Here is a 19,237-nt window from a genome sequence, read left to right on the forward strand (position 1 = left end):
GATGTGTCGTACCCCACACTGGGTTGCGGTGCCTGAGTCCTCGGAGCGCGGCCGACCCGTCCCCCACGGGTCCGACACCCCCGCGGTTCCGACCATCGCGAACGGGACGGACAGCGGCGAGGCCGCCGGCTCCGCCCCCGAAGAACCGCTGCCGTACGCCCTGGCAGCGATCATCCTGGAGGTCGCCCCCGTGCAGACCCAGACCCTCACCCACACCGACGTCCGCACCGACGGCCCGGAACCGGACGTCGAGATCGACGTGCTCGTCGCGGAGTCCCCGCGGAACCGGGTCGTGCACCCCTCGCACCACCGGCCGGAGGAGCCGGCCGCCGAGGCGCTCGAGCCGGGCGACGAACCGGCCGGCGAACCGGGCGACGCGCCGGCCGACGCCGTCGAACCCGAACCCGTCGAGGTGCCGCCCGCCCGTGCCGACACCGGCGGCCCGTCCTCGGACCTGTTCCGCCAGTACCTGCGGGAGATCGGCCGCATCCCGCTGCTCACCGCGGCCGAGGAGGTCGAACTCGCCCGCCGGGTGGAGGCCGGCCTGTTCGCCGAGGAGAAACTGAGCAGCACCCCCGACCTGGACAGCCGGCTCGCGCACGACCTCGACCGGCTGGTCGTCATGGGACGGCTGGCCAAGCGCCGCCTGATCGAGGCCAACCTGCGGCTCGTCGTCTCCGTCGCCAAGCGGTACGTCGGGCGAGGCCTGACCATGCTCGACCTGGTCCAGGAGGGCAACCTCGGCCTGATCCGGGCGGTCGAGAAGTTCGACTACGCCCGCGGCTTCAAGTTCTCCACGTACGCCACCTGGTGGATCCGCCAGGCCATGTCCCGGGCCCTCGCCGACCAGGCCCGGACCATCCGCGTCCCCGTGCACGTCGTCGAGCTGATCAACCGCGTCGTCCGCGTCCAGCGCCGCATGCTCCAGGAACGCGGCTACGAACCGACCCCGGAAGAGGTGGCCGCCCACCTCGACCTGCTCCCGGAACGGGTCAGCGAGGTCCTGCGCCTCGCCCAGGAGCCCGTCTCCCTGCACGCCCCCGTCGGCGAGGAGGACGACGTCGCCCTCGGCGACCTGATCGAGGACGGCGACGCCACCAGCCCCGTGGAGTCGGCGGCGTTCCTGCTGCTGCGCGAGCACCTGGAGGCGGTGCTCTCCACCCTCGGCGAGCGCGAACGCAAGGTCGTCCAGCTCCGCTACGGCCTGGTCGACGGCCGCCCGCGCACGCTGGAGGAGATAGGCCGCATCTTCGGCGTCACGCGCGAGCGCATCCGCCAGATCGAGTCCAAGACCCTCAACAAACTCCGCGACCACGCCTTCGCCGACCAGCTGAGGGGCTACCTGGACTGACCGCGGGGTGCCGCTGACCGCAGCGGCACCCCGGCACCGGGCGACGCGTCAGTCCACCTCGGCCACGGCCTGTGCGAACTGCGCCCGGTACAGCCGTGCGTACGCCCCGCCGGAGGCCAGCAGCACCTGATGCGAGCCCTGCTCGACGATCGACCCGTTCTCCATCACCAGGATCGTGTCCGCGTCCCGGATCGTCGACAGCCGGTGCGCGATGACGAACGACGTCCTGCCCGAGGCCAGCTTCGCCATCGCCTTCTGGATCAGCACCTCCGTCCGCGTGTCCACGGAACTCGTCGCCTCGTCCAGCACCAGGATCACCGGATCGGACAGGAACGCCCGCGCGATGGTGATGAGCTGCTTCTCCCCGGCGCTGACCCCCGTGCCCTCGTCGTCGATCACGGTGTCGTACCCGTCGGGCAGCGTCCGGATGAACCGGTCGGCGTGCGCCGCCCGCGCCGCTTCCTCGATCTCGCCCCGCGTGACCTCCCTGGACGCCCCGTACGCGATGTTCTCCGCGATCGTGCCGCCGAACAGCCAGGTGTCCTGGAGCACCATGCCGATCCCGGCGCGCAGCTCGTCCCGCGACATCCGGGCGATGTCCACACCGTCCAGCGTGATCCGCCCGCCGGACACCTCGTAGAACCGCATCAGCAGATTGACCAGGGTCGTCTTCCCGGCTCCCGTCGGCCCGACGATGGCGACCGTGTGCCCCGGCTCGACCTTCAGCGACAGATCCTCGATCAGCGGCGTCTCCGGGTCGTACCGGAAGGACACGTGCTCCAGCTGCACCCGCCCGCGCGGCTCGGCCGGCCGCTCGGCGGGCACCGGGTCGGCCTCCTGCTCCTCGGCGTCCAGCAGCTCGAAGATCCGCTCGGCCGAGGCGACGCCCGACTGCACCAGGTTCGCCATCGACGCGACCTGCGTCAGCGGCATGGAGAACTGCCGGGAGTACTGGATGAAGGCCTGCACGTCGCCGATGGACAGCGAGCCCGACGCCACCCGCAGGCCACCCACCACCGCGACCAGCACATAGTTCAGGTTGGACACGAACATCATCAGCGGCTGCATGATCCCGCTGTTGAACTGCGCCTTGAACCCGGCCTCGTACAGCGCCTCGTTCTGCTCGGCGAACTGCCGCGCCGACTCCTCCTGCCGGCCGAACACCTTCACCAGCGCGTGCCCGGTGTACATCTCCTCGATGTGCGCGTTGAGCGTCCCGGTGGACCGCCACTGCCGCACGAACTGCGGCTGCGACCGCTTGCCGACGCGCGTGGCGACCACGAACGACAGCGGCACGGTCACCAGCGCGACCAGCGCCAGGATCCAGGAGACGTAGAACATCATCGCCAGCACGCCGATGATCGTCAGCACGGAGTTGATGAGCTGGCCCATCGACTGCTGGAGCGTCTGCCCGATGTTGTCGATGTCGTTCGTCGCCCGGGACAGCACCTCACCGCGCCGGCTCTTGTCGAAGTACGACAGCGGCAGCCGCGACAGCTTCGTCTGCACGTCCTCGCGCAGCCGGAACATGGTCCGGTTGACCGCCCGGTTCACCAGCCGGGTGGCCACCGCCATCAGCAGCCCGGCCACCGCGAAGGTACCCAGCGCCAGCATCAGGACGTTCCCGACCGCGCCGAAGTCGATGCCCTCGCCCGGCGTGAAGTCGGTGCTGCGCAGCATGTCGGCGACGTCCCCGTCCCCGCGCTCCCGCATCGACTCCAGGACCTGCTCCTTCGTGGCACCGGCGGGCATGTCCCGCCCGACGATGCCCGCGAAGACCAGGTCGGTGGCGTGGCCCAGGATCTTCGGCCCGACCACGTTCAGGCCGACGCTGATCACCACGCACAGCAGCAGCAGGCCGATGGTCAGCCGCTCCGGCCGGAACTGGGCGATCAGCCGCTTGCCCGATCCGACGAAGTCCATCGACCGCTGGTCCGGGCCGCCCCCGGCCATCATCCGTGCCGCCGGCCCGGCCATCAGGCAGCCTCCGCTTCCGTCAGCTGGGAGAGGACGATCTCCCGGTAGGTGTCGTTGGCCGCCATCAGCTCGTGGTGCCGGCCGGTGCCGACGACCCGGCCCTCGTCGAGGACCACGATCCGGTCGGCGTCCCGGATGGTCGCCACCCGCTGGGCGACGATGACCACGGTGGCCTCGGCGGTCTCCTCGTCGAGCGCGGCGCGCAGCGCCGCGTCGGTGGCGTAGTCGAGGGCGGAGAAGGAGTCGTCGAACAGATAGATCTCCGGGCGCTGCACCAGCGTCCGCGCGATGGCCAGCCGCTGCCGCTGGCCGCCGGAGACATTGGTCCCGCCCTGCGCGATCGGCGCGTCGAGGCCGCCCTCCAGCCGCTCCACGAAGTCCTTGGCCTGCGCCACCTCCAGCGCGTGCCACAGCTCCTCGTCCGTCGCGTCCGGGTTGCCGTAGCGCAGATTGGTCGCGACCGTGCCCGCGAAGAGGTACGGCTTCTGCGGCACCAGTCCGACGGTCCGCGCCAGCAGCTTCGGCTCGACGGTCCGTACGTCCACGCCGTCGACCAGCACCTCCCCGTCGGTGGCGTCGAACAGCCGGGGGACCAGCCCGAGCAGCGTGGACTTGCCGCTGCCGGTGGAGCCGATCACGGCGGTCGTCTCGCCCGGCCGCGCCACCAGGTCGATGTTCCTCAGCACCGGCTCCTCGGCGCCCGGGTAGCGGAACCCGGCACCGCGGATCTCCAGATGCCCGTGCCGGCGCAGCTCCGTGACGGGTGCCACCGGCGGCACGACGCTGCTCTCGGTGTCCAGCACCTCCTGGATGCGCTCGGCACACACCTCCGCGCGCGGCACCATCATGAACATGAAGGTGGCCATCATCACGGACATGACGATCTGCATCAGATAGGCCAGGAAGGCGGTCAGGTCGCCGATCTGCATGCCGCCGCTCGCGATCCGGTGGGCACCGAACCACACCACCGCGATCGACGACAGGTTCACCACCGTCATGACCACCGGGAACATCAGCGCGAGCAGGTTCCCCGCCCCCAGCGCCACGTCGGTCAGTTCGGCGTTGGCCTTCCGGAACCGGTGCTGCTCGTACTCGTCGCGGACGAAGGCGCGGATGACGCGGTTGCCGGTGATCTGCTCGCGCAGCACCCGGTTCACCGTGTCCAGGCGCTTCTGCATGGCCCGGAACAGCGGCCGCAGCCGCCGCACGATCACCGTCACACAGACGCCCAGCACGGGCACGACCCCGACCAGCACCCCGGACAGCGGTACGTCCAGGCCGAGCGCCATCACCACACCGCCGACGCACATGATGGGCGCCGACACCATCAGCGTGAACGTCATCAGCGCCAGCATCTGCACCTGCTGCACGTCGTTGGTCGTCCGCGTGATCAGCGACGGGGCGCCGAAGTGACCGACCTCACGCGCGGAGAACGACTGCACCCGGTCGAAGACGGCCGCCCTGAGGTCCCGGCCGAGCGCCGCCGCGGTGCGCGCACCGTAGTAGACGGCCGCGACGTTGCAGACCACCTGCGCCAGCGAGATGCCGACCATCAGGGCGCCGTAGGTCAGGATGTAGCCGGCGTCGCCGTGGACGACACCGTTGTCGATGATGTCCGCGTTCAGGGTCGGCAGGTAGAGGGTGGCGCAGGTCTGCAGGAACTGCAGCGCCACCACCAGGGCGATGGGTTTTTTGTAGGGCCTGAGACAGGCCCGCAGCAGTCGTATGAGCACACTGGTCTCTCGGGAGTCGGCGACGGGGGCCGGTTGGTTGCCCCTGGCCCCTATCGTCGAACATTCCACCGGTGTTACCTCAACCGATTAACCCAACAGGGCCAGTGCCGCGGCCCTACGGACGGCTCTACGGACGGACCGGCGGGCGGACCTACAGATGGAACGCCCCCGGATGGGTCTGCTCCCGCACCGACACGAACTGCTGGCGCACCGCCTGACCCACCGCCAGCTCCTCGCCCGGCTCCAGCACCTGCGCCACCGCGCCCTGCCAGGCCGGGGGAGTACGCGGATCGAGCGTGCCCTGCGACGCCCCGAGCGCCCACGCCGCCTGCCGGGCGGCACCGACCGCCGCGTAGTCCGCGGGCTGCGGTACGACGACCTGCGCGCCGAACAGCGACGGGGCCGCCGCCTGCACGGCCGGCAGCTCGGCCGCCGCGCCCAGCAAGAAGATCCGCCGCACCTCCACACCCCGGCCGCGCAGCACGTCCAGCGCGTCGGCGAGCCCGCACAGCATGCCCTCGAACGCGGCCCGCGCCAGATGCTCCGGCTTCATCGACTCCCGCCTGAGCCCGGCCAGCGTCCCGGCGGTGTGCGGCAGGTGCGGTGTGCGCTCACCCTCCAGATAGGGGAGCAGGACCAGCCCGTGCGCCCCCGGCGTCGACTTCATCGCCAGCTCGGACAGGCTCTCCAGATCCGGCACCCCGAGCAGCTCGGCGGTGCCGCGCAGGGTCCGCACGGCGTTCAGGGTGGTGACGACCGGCAGGTGCATGCCGGTGGCGTCGGCCAGGGAGGTGATCATGCCGGTCCGGTCGACCAGCGCCTCGGGGTGCACGGCCATGACGGACCCGGACGCCCCGAGCGACACCACCGCGTCGCCCAGTCCGATGCCGAGCCCGAAGGCGGCGGCCTGGGTCTCGCCGGTCCCGGCGGAGATCAGCAGGCCCTCCGGCGTCGTGCCCGCCGCGTCGGCCGGGCCGATCACCTCCGGCAGCATCGCCTGGTGGCCGAGGGCCAGCTCGACCAGGTCGGGCCGGTAGCCGCCGGTCGCCGCCGACCAGTAACCGGTCCCGGAGGCCGCGCCCCGGTCGGTGGTCCGCCTGACCGGGCGCCCGAGCAGCTGCCACACCAGCCAGTCGTGGGCCTGCAGCAGTACGGCGGTCCGCGCGGCGGCCTCCGGCTCGGTGCGGGCGAGCCAGCGCAGCTTGGTCACCGGCTGTGCGGCCTGCGGCACGCAGCCCACGGCCTGCGCCCAGGCCTCGCGTCCACCCAGGGCGTCGATCAGATCGGCGGCGGCGACCTGCGTCCGCTTGTCGGCGCCCACCATCGCCGGACGCACCGTGCCGCCCTGCGTGTCCAGCGGCACCACCGCGCCCGCCTGCGCCGAGACGCCGATGGCCTGCACGCCCTCCAGCAGTCCGCCGCCGGCCGCCTCGCCCAGCGACAGCAGCCACGCCTGCGGGTCCACGTCGGAGGGGCGGCCGCCTCCGGCCTCGGGACTCTCCAGCGGGTGCGGCGCGTAGCCCTGCCGGAGCACGGCGCCCGTTTCCGAGTCACAGACGACGATACGAGTGAAATCGGGTGAGCTGTCCAACCCGGCGACTATCCCCATGGCGAAAATTCTGCCGTACCGCGGTGCCGGGCTCGGCCGTGGGCGTCATGGACGCCGTGGCGGTGCCGGTCGCCCGCGGGCGTGGGTGATCCGCGACCGGTCGCGCCCATGCGGCGGGGCGGTACCTCGGTACCGCCCCGCGCCCCGGCCGGTGCTGCCGCGCCCGGTGTCCACGCTCCCGCTACGTGTTGCTGGTGCCCCAGTCGTCCCCGGCACTGCCGTCGGAGCTGCGCTCGCGCAGGGCGCGGACGCGCTGGGCGACCGAGTCGGGCATGCGGTCGCCGACCCTGTCGCTGACCACGTGGTACGCCTTGTCGGCGAAGTGCCGGCCCTGCTGCGCGGCCGACTCCGCGGTGTTGCGGACGGCCGGGTTCTGCGAGACCTGACGAGCGGACTTCTTCAGCTGTTCGTAGCGCTCGCGCCCGGCCTTCGTGCCCAGCACGTACCCCACGGCGAGTCCGACGACGAACGTGAGCCGGTAACGCATGGCGGCCACCCTTCCCTTACGTGTCTACGGTGCCGGGGGGTACCGATTGGCGGAGCACCCCCCTGCTTGCGCTAATGTATGTGTCGCAGCGAGCGCGCGCCCTCTGGCGAATACCCAGGGAGGTCCGTTCGATGCAGACGAGGCATTCCTCCGTAGCTCAATTGGCAGAGCAGCCGGCTGTTAACCGGCAGGTTACTGGTTCGAGTCCAGTCGGGGGAGCTCGGTCCTCCGTAGCTCAATTGGCAGAGCAGCCGGCTGTTAACCGGCAGGTTACTGGTTCGAGTCCAGTCGGGGGAGCATGCTGAACGAGGGCCCTCCGGGGTCCTTTTTCATGTCCGGTCCGTCATCTGGGAACCGGACGGTCCGCGGTGGAGTCCTCAAGGTCAGCAAGGTGCCGTGGAAGCCGACCATCCGAGGCAGGAGATCGTATGAGCGGCTATGCTGCGGCAGACGGCGCGCACAAATGTGCGCGACACGCCGCTATGGGGCGGTAGCTCAGCCGGTTAGAGCAGCGGACTCATAATCCGTCGGCCGTGGGTTCGAGTCCCACCCGCCCCACCAATGCACGTCAGAGAAACGTTCTGACCTGCGCAAACGCCTCTTCGGTGGCCGGATTCGGGGCCCTGGGGCAAGGGATCCCACTCCGTTGGCCGTTACTCGGTGAACGTATGGGCTGGGGGTGCGTCTGTGCTGTGACCTGCGGTGATGTGCGACGGGAGGGGCAGCGCGCCGGAGCGGAACCGTGGCCAGGGGACGCTCAGGGGACACCAGGTTCCGGAACTGCGGTGCGGCTTCGCGGATGCCACCCGTACTCGGCAACGGCCACCCGTCAGCCGCGTAAACGGCCCTGCGGGTCAATGCATGTATCAGGGTTGCTCCGTCGCCGCATGCGGCCGCGCACAGGTGGGACGGCAGGGGCCGTCCTCCGGGAGCTGCCGATCCGCGGTTGAATATCCGGTGTGGCACGGAAAGTTGTGGGGTTCGGCGAGAACGATCTGCGGGCGCTGGCCGGGGCTCGGTCCTTCGAGCGGGGGCTGGGGTATCTGGACGCGGTGAGTGGGCTGGAGGTGGGGGAGGGCTCGGTCACCGCCGTCGTGCACGGTACGGACGTCTACGAGGTGGAGCTCACCCTCGGCGGGGATGAGGGGGTCTCGGGATGGTGCGACTGCCCGTACGGACAGGAGGGCAACTTCTGCAAGCACTGTGTGGCGGTGGGGCTGACCGTGCTGCGGCGGGCGAAGACGATTCCACACCAGCGAGCCGCGGCACGGGCACGGGCTTCCGGCTTGGAGGCGTGGCTTTCGGCGCTGTCGCGTGACGAACTCCTGGCGCTGGTGCGGGAGCAGGTCGCCGAGGACCGGGGACTGCGTCGGCGTTTGGAGCTGCGGGCAGCCGCTGCTCGTTCCGACCTCGGTACGGTCCGGGATCGGATCGTCGCGCTGATCGATCCCCGGCCGTTCGCCCGGTACGGGTACATCGAGTACGCGGATGCCTCCGGGTATGCGCGGCAAGTCGCCGAGGCGGCGGCCGCGCTGCGCGCCCTGACCGCCGAGGGGCAGGCGGCGCAGGCGGTGGGTCTGGCCGAGGAGGCGATCCGGGTGCTGGGGGAGGCGTACGGGGAGATCGACGACTCCGACGGTGTGGTCGGGGAGGCCGCCGCCACGGTGGCAGAGGCCCATGTGGAGGCCTGCGGGGTCGCACGCCCCGATCCGGATCGGCTGGCCGAGTGGCTGGTCGGCACGGTGCTGGACGACAGCAACGACGTGGCAGACCTGGATCCGCTCGACTACGCCGATGTGCTGGGACCGAGCGGGCTGGCCCGCCTGGGGCAGCTGGCGGCCGAGGCGCGGCGGCGCAGGCCGTCCGGCTGGGCGGAGCGGTACCTGATGGAGCGCCTGGTCAAGGCGGGGGGTGACGTGGACGCGCTGGTAGCCCTGTACGCGCAGGACCTCGACCCGTCCGGTGCCACCCATCTGCGTATCGCCGAGGAGCTGGAATCGGCGGGCCGCTCGGACGAGGCGCTCGCCTGGGCCGAGCGCGGACTGCGGGACTGCGCGGCCGAGACGCACATCGACGGCCGTCTGGTCGAGCACGTATGCGTCCGGTACGCAAAGACGGGGCGGGCGGCGGACGCGGTCGCGGTGCGGCGGGACCGGTTCCGTGTCGAGCGGTCCCTGGCCGCCTACCGGCAGCTGCGCTCTGCCGCCCAGGCGGCGGAATGCTGGGAGGCTGAGCGCGCGGCCGCGCTGGCCGCTCTGAGGGAAGACGCCCGACGTGAGCGCGGCGGCCGGTTTGGCGGGCCCGTGCTGATCGACGCGCTGCTCGATGACGGCGATGTGGACACGGTCTGGCGGGAGGCCGCCGACCTCGCCGACGACCGGCAGTGGGAACAGCTCGCCGACCTGTCGCGCGAGACGCACCCGGCCGAGACGCTCGCGGTCTACCTGCGGCTGGTCGAGCGGTTGAAGGAGCCGACCGGCGACCGTGCCTACGAGCGCCTGGCGCGGCTGCTGCTGGGTGCCCGTGACTGCCATCGTGCGCTGGGGACCCAGGAAGCGTTCACCGAGTATCTCGCCGGCCTGCGGACGGAACTGAAACGCCGGCGCAAGCTGATGAGCATCCTCGACCGGTATGGGCTGTGAGGGGTGGGGCCCGGTGCCCGCTGACCGCGTGCCGGGCGGCGCTTCTCAGTTCCTGAGGTCGATCATGCGTACTGGCTGCCCGGTCGCACGGGCGATCGACTCGAAGTCGCGGTCGTGGTGGAGCAGCGTCAGCCCCGCCTCTTCCGCGGCAGCGGCGACGAGCAGGTCGACGGGGCCGGCACTGCGATGCTCGCCCTTGGCGGTGAGCAGTTCCTGGACGACGCGTGCGCGCCGGTAGATGCCGTCGGGCATAGGGCACCAGGCGTAGTGGGCATTCAACGTGCGCTTGACGCGCTCCCGGTCCGCCGCCGAGCGTGCTGAGTAGAGGACTTCCAGTTCTGTGACGTCGCACAGGGCGACGAGTCCCGCGCCGATCCTGTCGTCCCACTCAGCCGTGGTCCGGCCGAGGAGGACGCGCGCGAGGGCGGAGGTGTCGATCAGGTAGTCGGCGACGGTCACTCATCCGCTCCTGCGTCGCGGACACCGTCCGGCCCGCCGGTGGGCCGGTACTTGCTCTTGTCGAGAAGGATGTCGATATCCAGGGCGCCTTCGGTGACCAGTTCGCGGGCTTCTTCGAGAGCGCGCAGTCGGCGGTAGCGGGCGGTGACCTCCCGCAGGGCGGTGTTGATGGTGTCGCGCTTGGTCGTGGTGCCGAGTTCCTTGGCGGCGGCCTCCAGTGCCTCGTCGTCGAGATCGATCACGGTGCGGCTCATGGCGCCTCCTTGTGTATACGGCAGCGTATATCAATATACATGATCGAGTATGCCTGTGGGTGTCACTTGTTCCGAGCCCCTGCGCCCGGCGGTCCAGCGCAGGGATGTGGCAGGGATTGCCGCTGCCGGGGCCTCATCGGGAAGAATGCCAGGACGATGACGTCACACCCTGCCGAACCGGACCGTATCGGCGCCGCCGAGGCCGTCACCTCCGCAGAGGAGTCCACGGAGACCTCGTACGCCCCCTTCGCCCACCTCAGCGCGCCCAACGCCGCTCTCTACCGCCGGGTGATGCGCGTGTTCCTGGCGGCCAAGGAGCGCTTCGCGGTGCATCTGCGGCCCGAGGACGTGCACGCCGGGCTGCCGCCGGAGCACCGACCCGCCGGCCCCGATGCCGTCGTCAAGGCGCTGGACAGCCTCGTCGGGTGGGGCAACCTGCGGGCGGATCCGGACACCTCCCGGGTCACCGCGGTCGAGGACTTCTACCGCAGGCGCTTCATCTACCAGCTCACCCAAGCCGGCGAGGCCGCGGAACAGGCGCTGTCCGTGTACGACGAGGCGTTGGGGCGGCGCGGCGCACTCCAGGCGGTGGCGCTGCACGACATCGTCACGCACCTGCGGGCGCTGCTCGTGCTTGCGGCAGAGGAGGAGCCGGACGCGGCCAAGGCGCACCTGGCGCTGTCCGCGCTGACGAGCCGGTTCGAGGCGCTGGCCGACAATGCGCGGGCGTTCATGGCATCGCTGCAGCGCACCATCGACCTGCACGGCGTCGAGGTGGAGGTCTTCCTCGCCTACAAGGACCGGCTGATCCAGTACCTGGAGCGGTTCATCCAGGACCTGATCACTCTCGGCGGGCGGATCGCCCTGCTCATCGGGGAACTGGAGGACCAGGACCGGGTGGGCCTGCTGCTGCGGCTGGCAGCCGCGCGGGAGGCGGCCGATGCCGCTCCGGACGAGGCCGACACAGCCGAGACGCAGGCGTACGAGCGGTGGGCGGGGCGCTGGGCCGGACTCGCCGCCTGGTTCGTGTCGGCGGACGGCCGCGAGTCCCAGGCCCGCCTGCTGCGCGGACGCGCGCTCGGCGCGATCCCGCAGCTCCTGGCCGTCGTACGGCAGTTGAACGAGCGGCGGGCCGGGCGCTCGGACCGGTCGGCGGACTTCCGCACCCTGGCCCGCTGGTTCGCCGAAGCCCCGGACGACGGGGCGCGGCACCGGCTGTGGCGGGCCGCCTTCGGCCTCTACCCCGCCCGGCATCTCACCGTCGACGCCGACACCCTCGCCGAGCGCGCGGCGCGTCCGGTGGCCCCCGCCACCCCTTGGGCCGCGGCCGAGCCGCTGCGGATCAGCCCGCAGTTGCGCCGTACCGGAAGCTACGAGCGGCGCGGCAAGCCCCGCAGAGTGCAGGACCGGTCCGGGCAGCGGCGGCAGCTGGCCGAGCTCGCCGCGAGGCAGGCGGAGGAGATCGCGGCCGCCCGCGCCCGGCTGGCGACGGACGGCACCACCCGCCTGTCCGCGCTGGGAGAGCTGGACCCGGTGGCCTTCGGGCTGTTCCTCCGGCTGCTCGGCGACGCCCTGGCCACCTGGCGGCCCGGCACGACCACGACCGTCACCACCAGCAACGACGGCACGATGGAGATCCGCCTCGCCGCCCTCGACGAAGGCACGACGGCCGAGATCCGCACGCCGGGCGGAGTGTTCCGGGGACCCGACCACACCGTCGAGATCACCGACCTCACGCAGAACACAGCGGCGCAGGAGGCGCGATGACCACGTCCCTGGGCGAGGTGCTGGACAACCGGCGCACCGCCGAGTTCCACAAGGCCGCCCGCGCCCTGCTCAAGGAGCCGCTGCTGCTCGCCCGCGGCCCGAGTGCCGACGCCTGCCGCCTGGTCCGCCGGTACGCCGGCGAGTTGCGCGACTGGTTCGAGCGCAACACCGGCTGGTCGCTGCGGGTGGACGCGGAGTCCGCCCGGCTGCGCAGGGCGCCCGGCACCCTCGCCGACCCGACCCACCCGGCGCGCGAGGCGTCCCGCGCCGGTGCGCCGTTCACCCGCCGCCGCTACGTGCTGCTGTGCCTGGCGCTGGCCGCACTGGAACGCGGGGAGGCCCAGGTCGCGCTCGGCCGCCTCGCCGAACAGGTGGTCCTGGACGCCGCCGACCCGCGTCTGGCCGCCGCCGGTGTGGAGTTCACGCTGGAGCGGCGCGAGGAGCGCCTGGACCTCGCCGCCGTGGTGCGGCTGCTGCTGCGGTACGGGGTGCTGCGCCGGGTGGCCGGGGACGAGGACGCCTACGTCAGCGGGGCGGGCGACGTACTGTACGACGTGGAGCGCCGCGTGCTCGCCGGGCTGCTGGCAGCCCGCCACGGACCGTCGGTGATCACCGCCACGGACTTCGAGGAGCGGCTGGCCGCGCTCACCGCGGAGAGCGCGCTGGACAGCGACGAGCTGCGGTTCCGCGCGATCCGCCAGAAACTGACCCGTCGGCTTCTCGACGACCCGGTGCTGTACTACGACGAGCTGACCGACGAGGAACTGGTCTACCTGACCCGCCAGCGCGCCTTCCTCACCGCCCGCGTCACCGAACTGACCGGCCTCGTTCCCGAGGTGAGGGCCGAGGGCATCGCCATGGTCGACCCCCAGGACGACCTCACCGACGTACGCATGCCCGAACAGGGCACCCACGGGCACGTCACCCTGCTGCTCGCCGAGCACCTCGCCGCCGCGGACGGTGAGGTGAGCCGGGGTGAACTGGAGCGCCGGGTAAGGGAACTGGCGGCCGCCCACGGCGCGTTCTGGTCCAAGAGCGCCAGGCAGCCGGGCACGGAGGGGGAGCTGGTCGAGCAGGCCCTGGCCAAACTGACCGCGCTCGGCCTGGTGCGGCGTACGCCCGACGGCGTCGCCCCGCTGCCCGCGCTCGCCCGGTACGCCGTCGGTGAGACCGTCGTCGTGGAACCCGCACACCGCACCCCCCAGCGAAAGGCACAGCAGCCGTGACGGCCCTGCCCCACCCCGTGCCCGGCCGGTGGCGGCCGCTGCGCATCGGCCTGGTCGACCTCTTCTACTACGACACCGAGGAGTTCTGGTTCCGCGACGGCCGCCTGCTGCTGCGCGGCAACAACGGCACCGGCAAGTCCAAGGTGCTCGCCCTCACGCTGCCGTTCCTGCTGGACGGCGACCTGTCGGCGCGCCGGGTGGAGCCGGACGCCGACCCGGGCAAGCGCATGGAGTGGAACCTGCTGCTCGGCGGTGAACACCCCCACCCCGAGCGGCTCGGCTACACCTGGATCGAGTTCGGCCGCGTCGACACCGACACCGGAGAGAGCCACTTCCGCACCCTCGCCTGCGGGCTGAAGGCGGTGGCGGGCCGCGGTATCGCCCGCCACTGGTACGCCGTCACCGACCAGCGGATCGGCCGGGACCTCAGCCTGCTCGACGCGACCGGCACCGCCCTGTCGCGGGACCGGCTCGCGGAGGCTCTCGCCGGGCACGGCATGGTGTACGACACGGCCACGGCCTACCGCCGGGCGGTCGACGAGGCCCTGTTCGACCTCGGTGAACGGCGCTACGCCGCCCTGGTCGACCTGCTCGTCCAGCTGCGCCAGCCGCAGCTGTCGAAACGGCCCAACGAGACCGCCCTGTCCCGCGCACTGACCGAGGCGCTGCCGCCGATGGATCAGGCCGTGATCGCCGACGTGGCCGACGCGTTCCGCTCCCTGGACGAGGAGAAGGAGGAGCTGCGGGCGGCGAGCGAGGCCGAACGGGCCGCCTCCGCCTTCCTGGACCACTACCGGCGCTACGCCCGCGTCGCCGCCCGCCGCCGGGCCCGGCTGCCCCGCAGCGAGCACGCCCGCTACGAGCAACTGCACCGCGACCTCGCCCAGGCCCGGGCCGAGCGGGAGCAGGCCGAGACGGACCGGGAGGCGGCGGCCGGGCGGATCGCCGAGTCGGAGGAGACCGCCACGCGGCTGAAGGCACAGCAGGCCGCGCTGCGCGAGGGCCCCGAGATGCGCAGTGCCCGCGAGCTGGAGCAGGCGGCGGCCGACGCGCGCCGCACCGCGGAGGAGCACCGGCGCGCCGAGACCGACCGTCAGGACGCGGCCCAGGTCCACACCCGCGCCCTGGGGCGTCTCGGCACGGCCGGGCGGCGCCTCGCGGCGGCCGAAGAGCAGGTCGCGGACCTGGGCGAGCGTGCCCGGAACACAGCGGCGGCGGCCCGCCTCGACGGCGCACCGCGCACCGACGGCACGCCGGAGGCCGAGCTGCGGCGCGCCGCCGAGGAGGCGGTCGCTCGCAGGCGACGCACCATCGACCACATCGAGGAGCTGGCCGACCGTGCCGACCGGGCCGCCGCCGAGCGGCGCGCCGCCGCCCGCCGGCTGGACGAGACCGAGACCGAGGCCGGCTACACCGGACGACGGCAGGCCGAGGCGGAGCAGAGCGCCGAGGCGGCGGGTGCGGACCTGGTCGCCGGCGTCCGCGCCCATCTGGAGACCTGCCAGGAACTCACCGTCTCCGATCCCCTCGGGCTCCTCGACGCCCTGCAGGACTGGGTGACCCACTGCCACGCCCCGTACCCGGCACGGGAAGAGGGTGGTCACGCCCATCGCGCACGGGCGGCACACCTGGCCGACCAGGCAGCCGTCCTCGGGCAGGAACTGGCCGGCCTCAAGGCCCGGCACGCCGAGGCCGAGCGGGAGCTGGCCGAACTCCAGGCGGGCGGCCTGCGCGGACCGGCCGCGCCGCACACCCGCACCCCCGGCCTGCGCGAGCAGGCCCCCGGCGCACCCCTGTGGCGGCTGGTCGACTTCCGCGACCACGTCACGGCCGCCGAGCGGGCCGGACTGGAGGCCGCACTGGAGGCGTCCGGGCTCCTGGACGCGTGGGTGTGCCCGGACGGCACCGCCCTGCGCGCCGACGGCCACGACGTCCTGCTGTCGCCCGCGGCCCCGCTGACCGGCGGCACGCTCGCCGACGTGCTCCGCCCCGCCGCGGACCACGGCGACCAGCGGGCGTCGGCGGTGGGCGAGCAGACCGTCGCCCGTCTCCTCGCCGGTGTGGGGCTCGGCTCGGGCGGTGACACCTGGGTGAGCGCGGACGGCCGCTTCCGCGTCGGCGCGCTGACCGGCAGCTGGTCGAAGCAGACCGCCGTGTACGTCGGCGAGGGCGCCCGCGAGGAGGCCCGCCGCGCGCGGATCACCGCTCTGCGCGACAAACTCGCCGCACACGCCGACGCCATGGCACGCCTCGACGCCGAACGCGCCACGGTCGCCCGGCGCCGCAGCACCCTGGACGCCGAACTGGCCGGCGTCCCCGACGACGCCGCCCTGCGGCACGCGCACGCCCTCGCCGCCGCGGCCTCGGACGCCGCCCACCGGGCCCGGGCCCGCCGCGACGAACGCGCCGCCGAACTCACCGAGGTGGCCCGGCAGGAGGCCGAGGCCGCCACCGAACTCGCCGACACCGCCGCCGCGGTGAACCTGCCCACGGGCCGGGAGGATCTGGCCGCCGTCCGCCAGGCCCTCGCCGAACACACCACCGTCCTCGCCGGACTGTGGCCCGCGCTGCGCGAACGCACCGACGCGGCACGGGCCCTGGCCGACGACCGCGCGGAGGCCCAGCGGGCCGAGGAAAAGGTGGCTCAGCTGGCCCGGCGCGCCGAGGACGCGGCCCGTGCCGCGACCGCCGCCGACGAACGCCACGCCACCCTGCGCTCCACCGTCGGCACCGCCGTCGCGGAGCTTCAGCGGCGCCTTGCCGAGACCGCGGACGCGCTCGTCGCATGCGACCGTGAGCAGCGCCGGGCCCGCGAGGACCACACCGCCGCCGACCGGCGCGCCCACCTGGCACTCGGGCACATCCAGCGCCTGGAGGTGAACGTGCGCGAGACCACCGAGGCCCGCGCCGAGGCCATCGCCGCACTCCAGCGGTTCGCGGCCACCGGGCTGCTCGCCGTCGCCCTGCCCGAGGTGACCCTGCCCGACCTGGCCGCCGGGCCCTGGGCCGCCACCCCGGCCATCGCGCTCGCCCGCGCGATCGAGAGCGACCTGTCCGGCACCGACGACTCCGACGGCGCCTGGGAGCGCGTACAGAAGAAGCTCAGCGAGGAGTACAAGAGGCTCCAGGACGCGCTCTCCCGGGGCGGTCACAGCGCCTCGGCCCGGATGACCGAGGACGGAATGGTCGTCGAGATCGTCTACCAGGGCCGTACGCGTGCCGTCCCCGACCTCGCCGAGGCCCTCGCCGTGGAAGTCGCCGAGCTGACCCGCATCCTGTCCGCGCACGAGCGGGAGATCCTCGAAACCCACCTGCTGACCGAGGTCGCCGGGACCCTGCAGGAGCTGATCGGCGCCGCCGAGCGCCAGGTGCGGGCCATGAACGCCGAACTGAGGGAGCGGCCCACCTCCACCGGCATGAGGCTGCGCCTGGCCTGGCGCCCTTCGCGCAAGGCCCCGGCGGGCCTCGCCCAGGCCCGCGAGCGGCTGCGCCAGTCCGCCGACGCCTGGACGGCCGAGGACCGGGCCGCGGTCGGCGAGTTCCTGCAGGCCGAGATCGCCCGCCGCCAGGCGGACGACACCGCGGGCAGCTGGCTGGAGGTGCTCACCGCGGCCCTCGACTACCGCGCCTGGCACGAGTTCGGCATCGAACGCCACCAGCACGGCAAATGGGTTCCCGCCACCGGGCCGGCCTCCGGCGGAGAGCGCGTCCTGGCCGTGAGCGTGCCGCTGTTCGCCGCGGCCTCCTCGCACTACGCCACGGCCGCGCCCCACGCCCCGCGGCTGGTCACCCTGGACGAGGCGTTCGCCGGCGTCGACGACGACTCCCGCGCCAAGTGCCTCGGCCTGCTGCACGCCTTCGATCTGGACGTGGTGATGACCTCCGAACGCGAATGGGCCTGCTACCCACAGGTCCCCGGCATCGCCATCGCCCAGCTCTCCCGCGTCGACGAGATCCCGGCCGTCCTGGTGACCCGCTGGGAGTGGGACGGCACCGCACGGGTCAGGGGCGGTGAACCGGGTCGCCTGAACGGAGGCATCCCCGCGCAGACCGGCTCGCGGACCGACGGGCAGACCGGCCCGCGGACGGCGCAGGACGCGGCTGACGCACAGGACGGCCTGTGGGCATGAGCGACAGGCCTTGAGCGAGGGGGACATGAGCGAGCACACCGGCACCCGCCGACAGCCCTCGGCACCCGTCGACCGCGACCGCCTGACCCGGCTGCTCGGCGGCCCCGACCTCGCCTGGCTGGTGGATCGCGTCCGCCGGCGTATGGCACGGAACGAGCCCCTCACCGGCCCGGTCACCCTGAGCGCCCCCACCGCCGGTCAACGGGCCGCCGTGGAACGGCTGCTGGGCCGCGCCCCCGGCGCCGGACGCGCGCTGAGCGTCCGGCTCGACGCCGTGGACGCCGTCCTGCGCCGCTCCGGCGTCAGCCCCGACGGCCTGGCAGCGGCCGTCACCGCCCTCACCGGACCCGTCGCCCGGCTGGCCGACGTACGCGAACGGGAGGAGCTCGCCTGGCGGGACGCGTACGCCCCGCTCGACGAGCTCGTCCGCACCCACAGGCCCGAACTGGCCGACTGGGCCGAGCGGCTGCGTGCGGACGGCCTCGCTCGCCGGCTCGCCCGCACTCCGCAGGCGGCGCAGCGCCTGCTGGGCGATACAGCCGAGGCCCTGCGGCGGCTGCCGGCCGAGCCCGCCGTGTCCCTGTCCGCGTTCGCCGCCGGCACCTTCGGCGACGCGCACGCCCTCGACGACGGCACCCCGCGCGCCACCCTCGTCCTGTCCGGCGTCCGCACGGTGACCGGCTTCCCGGACGGCAGCGGAGCGGAGTGGCGCCGCGAGGCATGGGCATCGGCCGGGCTCCTCAAGGACGCCCTGTCCGCCACGGTCCTGACCCTGGGCCTGCGCGGCTCCCCCGCCCTCGACTGGTCGGCGGACGAGGGCGAACCCGCGGTCCTGACGCTACGGCAGCTCACCCGGCACCCGCCGCGCACGGCACCCGCTGTCGTCCGCGTCTGCGAGAACCCGGCCGTCCTGGCCACCGCGGCCGACACCCTGGGCGCCGCCTGCCCGCCGCTGGTCTGCCTCCAGGGCCAGCCCTCGGCCGCCGCCCTCACCCTGCTGCGCCACCTGCACGCCCACGGAACCACACTGCGCTATCACGGCGATTTCGACTGGGGCGGTCTGCGCATCGCCTCCGCCCTGCTGCGCCGTGTCCCCTGGCACCCCTGGCGCTACACGGCCGCCGACTACCGCACCGCGGTCACCGCCACCCCCCTGGCCCCGCCTCTGACCGGCACGCCGACCACTGCCGCGTGGGACCCGGACCTGCCCGCGGCCCTCATCGAACTCGGCGTGCGCATCGAGGAGGAGACGGTACTCGACGACCTGCTGGCCGACCTCGGCCAGTGAGCGGGGGCGGCTACGGCGCCGTAGCCGCCAGGGGACACGCAGGGGACGGAAGGACCCGGAAGGATCAGGAAGGCCGGCGCAGAGACAGAATGGGAAACCCATCTGACCTGCACTTATAGGAAGACCGAGGCAAGAGCGGGGACGGATCGGAAGATCCGAAAGGGACTCATGATCCGTCGGCCGTGGGTTCGAGTCCCACCCGCCCCACTGCGCGTCTCCTGGGCGGAATCGTTTTGACCTGCGTCGGAGTGACCGGCGCCGCCGCCGGGCCCTGCCAGCGCTTCCGTGGTCGATTCTGCCCACGAGGTGGTCAC

General features: G+C 72.9%; 12 protein-coding genes and 3 tRNA genes. 9 read left to right on the forward strand and 6 right to left on the reverse strand.

Annotated features, from left to right (window positions below):
* The first annotated feature begins 28 nt into the window (after positions 1–28).
* Positions 29–1,351 carry an RNA polymerase sigma factor gene (locus ACLGIH_RS23480; RefSeq protein WP_416527242.1) on the forward strand — a complete coding sequence of 441 codons (1,323 nt, stop codon included), beginning with the start codon at positions 29–31 and terminating at the stop codon, positions 1,349–1,351.
* A 48-nt stretch (positions 1,352–1,399) separates the two neighbouring features.
* Here the strand turns inward: ACLGIH_RS23480 and ACLGIH_RS23485 are convergent, their stop codons facing one another.
* The 4 genes from ACLGIH_RS23485 to ACLGIH_RS23500 form a co-directional block, all read right to left on the reverse strand.
* Positions 1,400–3,328, reverse strand: a complete 1,929-nt coding sequence (locus ACLGIH_RS23485; protein WP_416527243.1) for an ABC transporter ATP-binding protein — start codon at positions 3,326–3,328, stop codon at positions 1,400–1,402.
* Positions 3,328–5,061 (reverse strand): ABC transporter ATP-binding protein, encoded by a 1,734-nt coding sequence (locus tag ACLGIH_RS23490; RefSeq protein WP_416527244.1) that lies wholly within the window; start codon positions 5,059–5,061, stop codon positions 3,328–3,330. The genes ACLGIH_RS23485 and ACLGIH_RS23490 overlap by 1 nt, the downstream gene beginning before the upstream one ends.
* 151 nt (positions 5,062–5,212) lie before the next feature.
* Positions 5,213–6,670 carry a xylulokinase gene (locus tag ACLGIH_RS23495; RefSeq protein WP_416527245.1) on the reverse strand — a complete coding sequence of 486 codons (1,458 nt, stop codon included), beginning with the start codon at positions 6,668–6,670 and terminating at the stop codon, positions 5,213–5,215.
* A gap of 181 nt (positions 6,671–6,851) precedes the next feature.
* Positions 6,852–7,157 carry a YtxH domain-containing protein gene (locus ACLGIH_RS23500; RefSeq protein WP_416527246.1) on the reverse strand — a complete coding sequence of 102 codons (306 nt, stop codon included), beginning with the start codon at positions 7,155–7,157 and terminating at the stop codon, positions 6,852–6,854.
* A gap of 146 nt (positions 7,158–7,303) precedes the next feature.
* On the opposite strand from ACLGIH_RS23500, the gene ACLGIH_RS23505 reads away from it, so the two are divergent.
* The 4 genes from ACLGIH_RS23505 to ACLGIH_RS23520 all read left to right on the forward strand — a co-directional run bounded on the left by ACLGIH_RS23505 (position 7,304) and on the right by ACLGIH_RS23520 (position 9,799).
* A tRNA-Asn gene (locus ACLGIH_RS23505) sits at positions 7,304–7,376 on the forward strand.
* Positions 7,377–7,381: 5 nt separating this feature from the next.
* Positions 7,382–7,454: transfer RNA gene (locus ACLGIH_RS23510), tRNA-Asn, on the forward strand.
* A gap of 187 nt (positions 7,455–7,641) precedes the next feature.
* Positions 7,642–7,718: transfer RNA gene (locus tag ACLGIH_RS23515), tRNA-Ile, on the forward strand.
* 398 nt (positions 7,719–8,116) lie between these two features.
* Positions 8,117–9,799, forward strand: a complete 1,683-nt coding sequence (locus ACLGIH_RS23520) for an SWIM zinc finger family protein (RefSeq protein WP_416527247.1) — start codon at positions 8,117–8,119, stop codon at positions 9,797–9,799.
* 45 nt (positions 9,800–9,844) lie between these two features.
* On the opposite strand, the gene ACLGIH_RS23525 is transcribed toward ACLGIH_RS23520, so the two are convergent.
* Together ACLGIH_RS23525 and ACLGIH_RS23530 are read right to left on the reverse strand one after the other, a co-directional pair.
* On the reverse strand, positions 9,845–10,258 hold the full coding sequence (locus tag ACLGIH_RS23525; protein ID WP_416527248.1) for a PIN domain nuclease: 414 nt from the start codon (positions 10,256–10,258) through the stop codon (positions 9,845–9,847).
* Positions 10,255–10,512, reverse strand: coding sequence for a type II toxin-antitoxin system VapB family antitoxin (locus ACLGIH_RS23530; protein WP_416527249.1), 258 nt, complete (start codon positions 10,510–10,512; stop codon positions 10,255–10,257). Before ACLGIH_RS23530 ends, ACLGIH_RS23525 begins: the two co-directional genes overlap by 4 nt.
* A gap of 156 nt (positions 10,513–10,668) precedes the next feature.
* On the opposite strand from ACLGIH_RS23530, the gene ACLGIH_RS23535 reads away from it, so the two are divergent.
* The 4 genes from ACLGIH_RS23535 to ACLGIH_RS23550 are packed head-to-tail and all read left to right on the forward strand — an operon-like array spanning position 10,669 to position 18,923.
* The gene (locus ACLGIH_RS23535) at positions 10,669–12,279 is read left to right on the forward strand and encodes a TIGR02677 family protein (RefSeq protein WP_416527250.1); all 1,611 of its coding nucleotides are present in this window, start codon (positions 10,669–10,671) and stop codon (positions 12,277–12,279) included.
* On the forward strand, positions 12,276–13,505 hold the full coding sequence (locus tag ACLGIH_RS23540) for a TIGR02678 family protein (protein ID WP_416527251.1): 1,230 nt from the start codon (positions 12,276–12,278) through the stop codon (positions 13,503–13,505). The genes ACLGIH_RS23535 and ACLGIH_RS23540 overlap by 4 nt, the downstream gene beginning before the upstream one ends.
* Positions 13,502–17,635 (forward strand): TIGR02680 family protein, encoded by a 4,134-nt coding sequence (locus tag ACLGIH_RS23545; protein WP_416527252.1) that lies wholly within the window; start codon positions 13,502–13,504, stop codon positions 17,633–17,635. Before ACLGIH_RS23540 ends, ACLGIH_RS23545 begins: the two co-directional genes overlap by 4 nt.
* Positions 17,636–17,660: 25 nt before the next feature.
* A complete protein-coding gene (locus tag ACLGIH_RS23550) occupies positions 17,661–18,923 on the forward strand; it encodes a TIGR02679 family protein (protein WP_416527253.1) in 1,263 nt (420 codons plus the stop codon).
* Positions 18,924–19,237 lie beyond the last annotated feature (314 nt).

It is taken from the genome of Streptomyces hamibioticus (assembly GCF_047946815.1).
In the GTDB taxonomy this organism is placed as follows: Bacteria; Actinomycetota; Actinomycetes; order Streptomycetales; family Streptomycetaceae; genus Streptomyces.

Coding starts and splice junctions, on each gene's coding strand:
- ACLGIH_RS23485 (WP_416527243.1), bottom strand. CDS start 3,328: ATGGCCGGGCCGGCGGCACGGATGATGGCCGGGGGCGGCCCGGACCAG.
- ACLGIH_RS23500 (WP_416527246.1), bottom strand. CDS start 7,157: ATGCGTTACCGGCTCACGTTCGTCGTCGGACTCGCCGTGGGGTACGTG.
- ACLGIH_RS23535 (WP_416527250.1), top strand. CDS start 10,669: ATGACGTCACACCCTGCCGAACCGGACCGTATCGGCGCCGCCGAGGCC.
- ACLGIH_RS23550 (WP_416527253.1), top strand. CDS start 17,661: ATGAGCGAGCACACCGGCACCCGCCGACAGCCCTCGGCACCCGTCGAC.
- ACLGIH_RS23540 (WP_416527251.1), top strand. CDS start 12,276: ATGACCACGTCCCTGGGCGAGGTGCTGGACAACCGGCGCACCGCCGAG.
- ACLGIH_RS23495 (WP_416527245.1), bottom strand. CDS start 6,670: ATGGGGATAGTCGCCGGGTTGGACAGCTCACCCGATTTCACTCGTATC.
- ACLGIH_RS23530 (WP_416527249.1), bottom strand. CDS start 10,512: ATGAGCCGCACCGTGATCGATCTCGACGACGAGGCACTGGAGGCCGCC.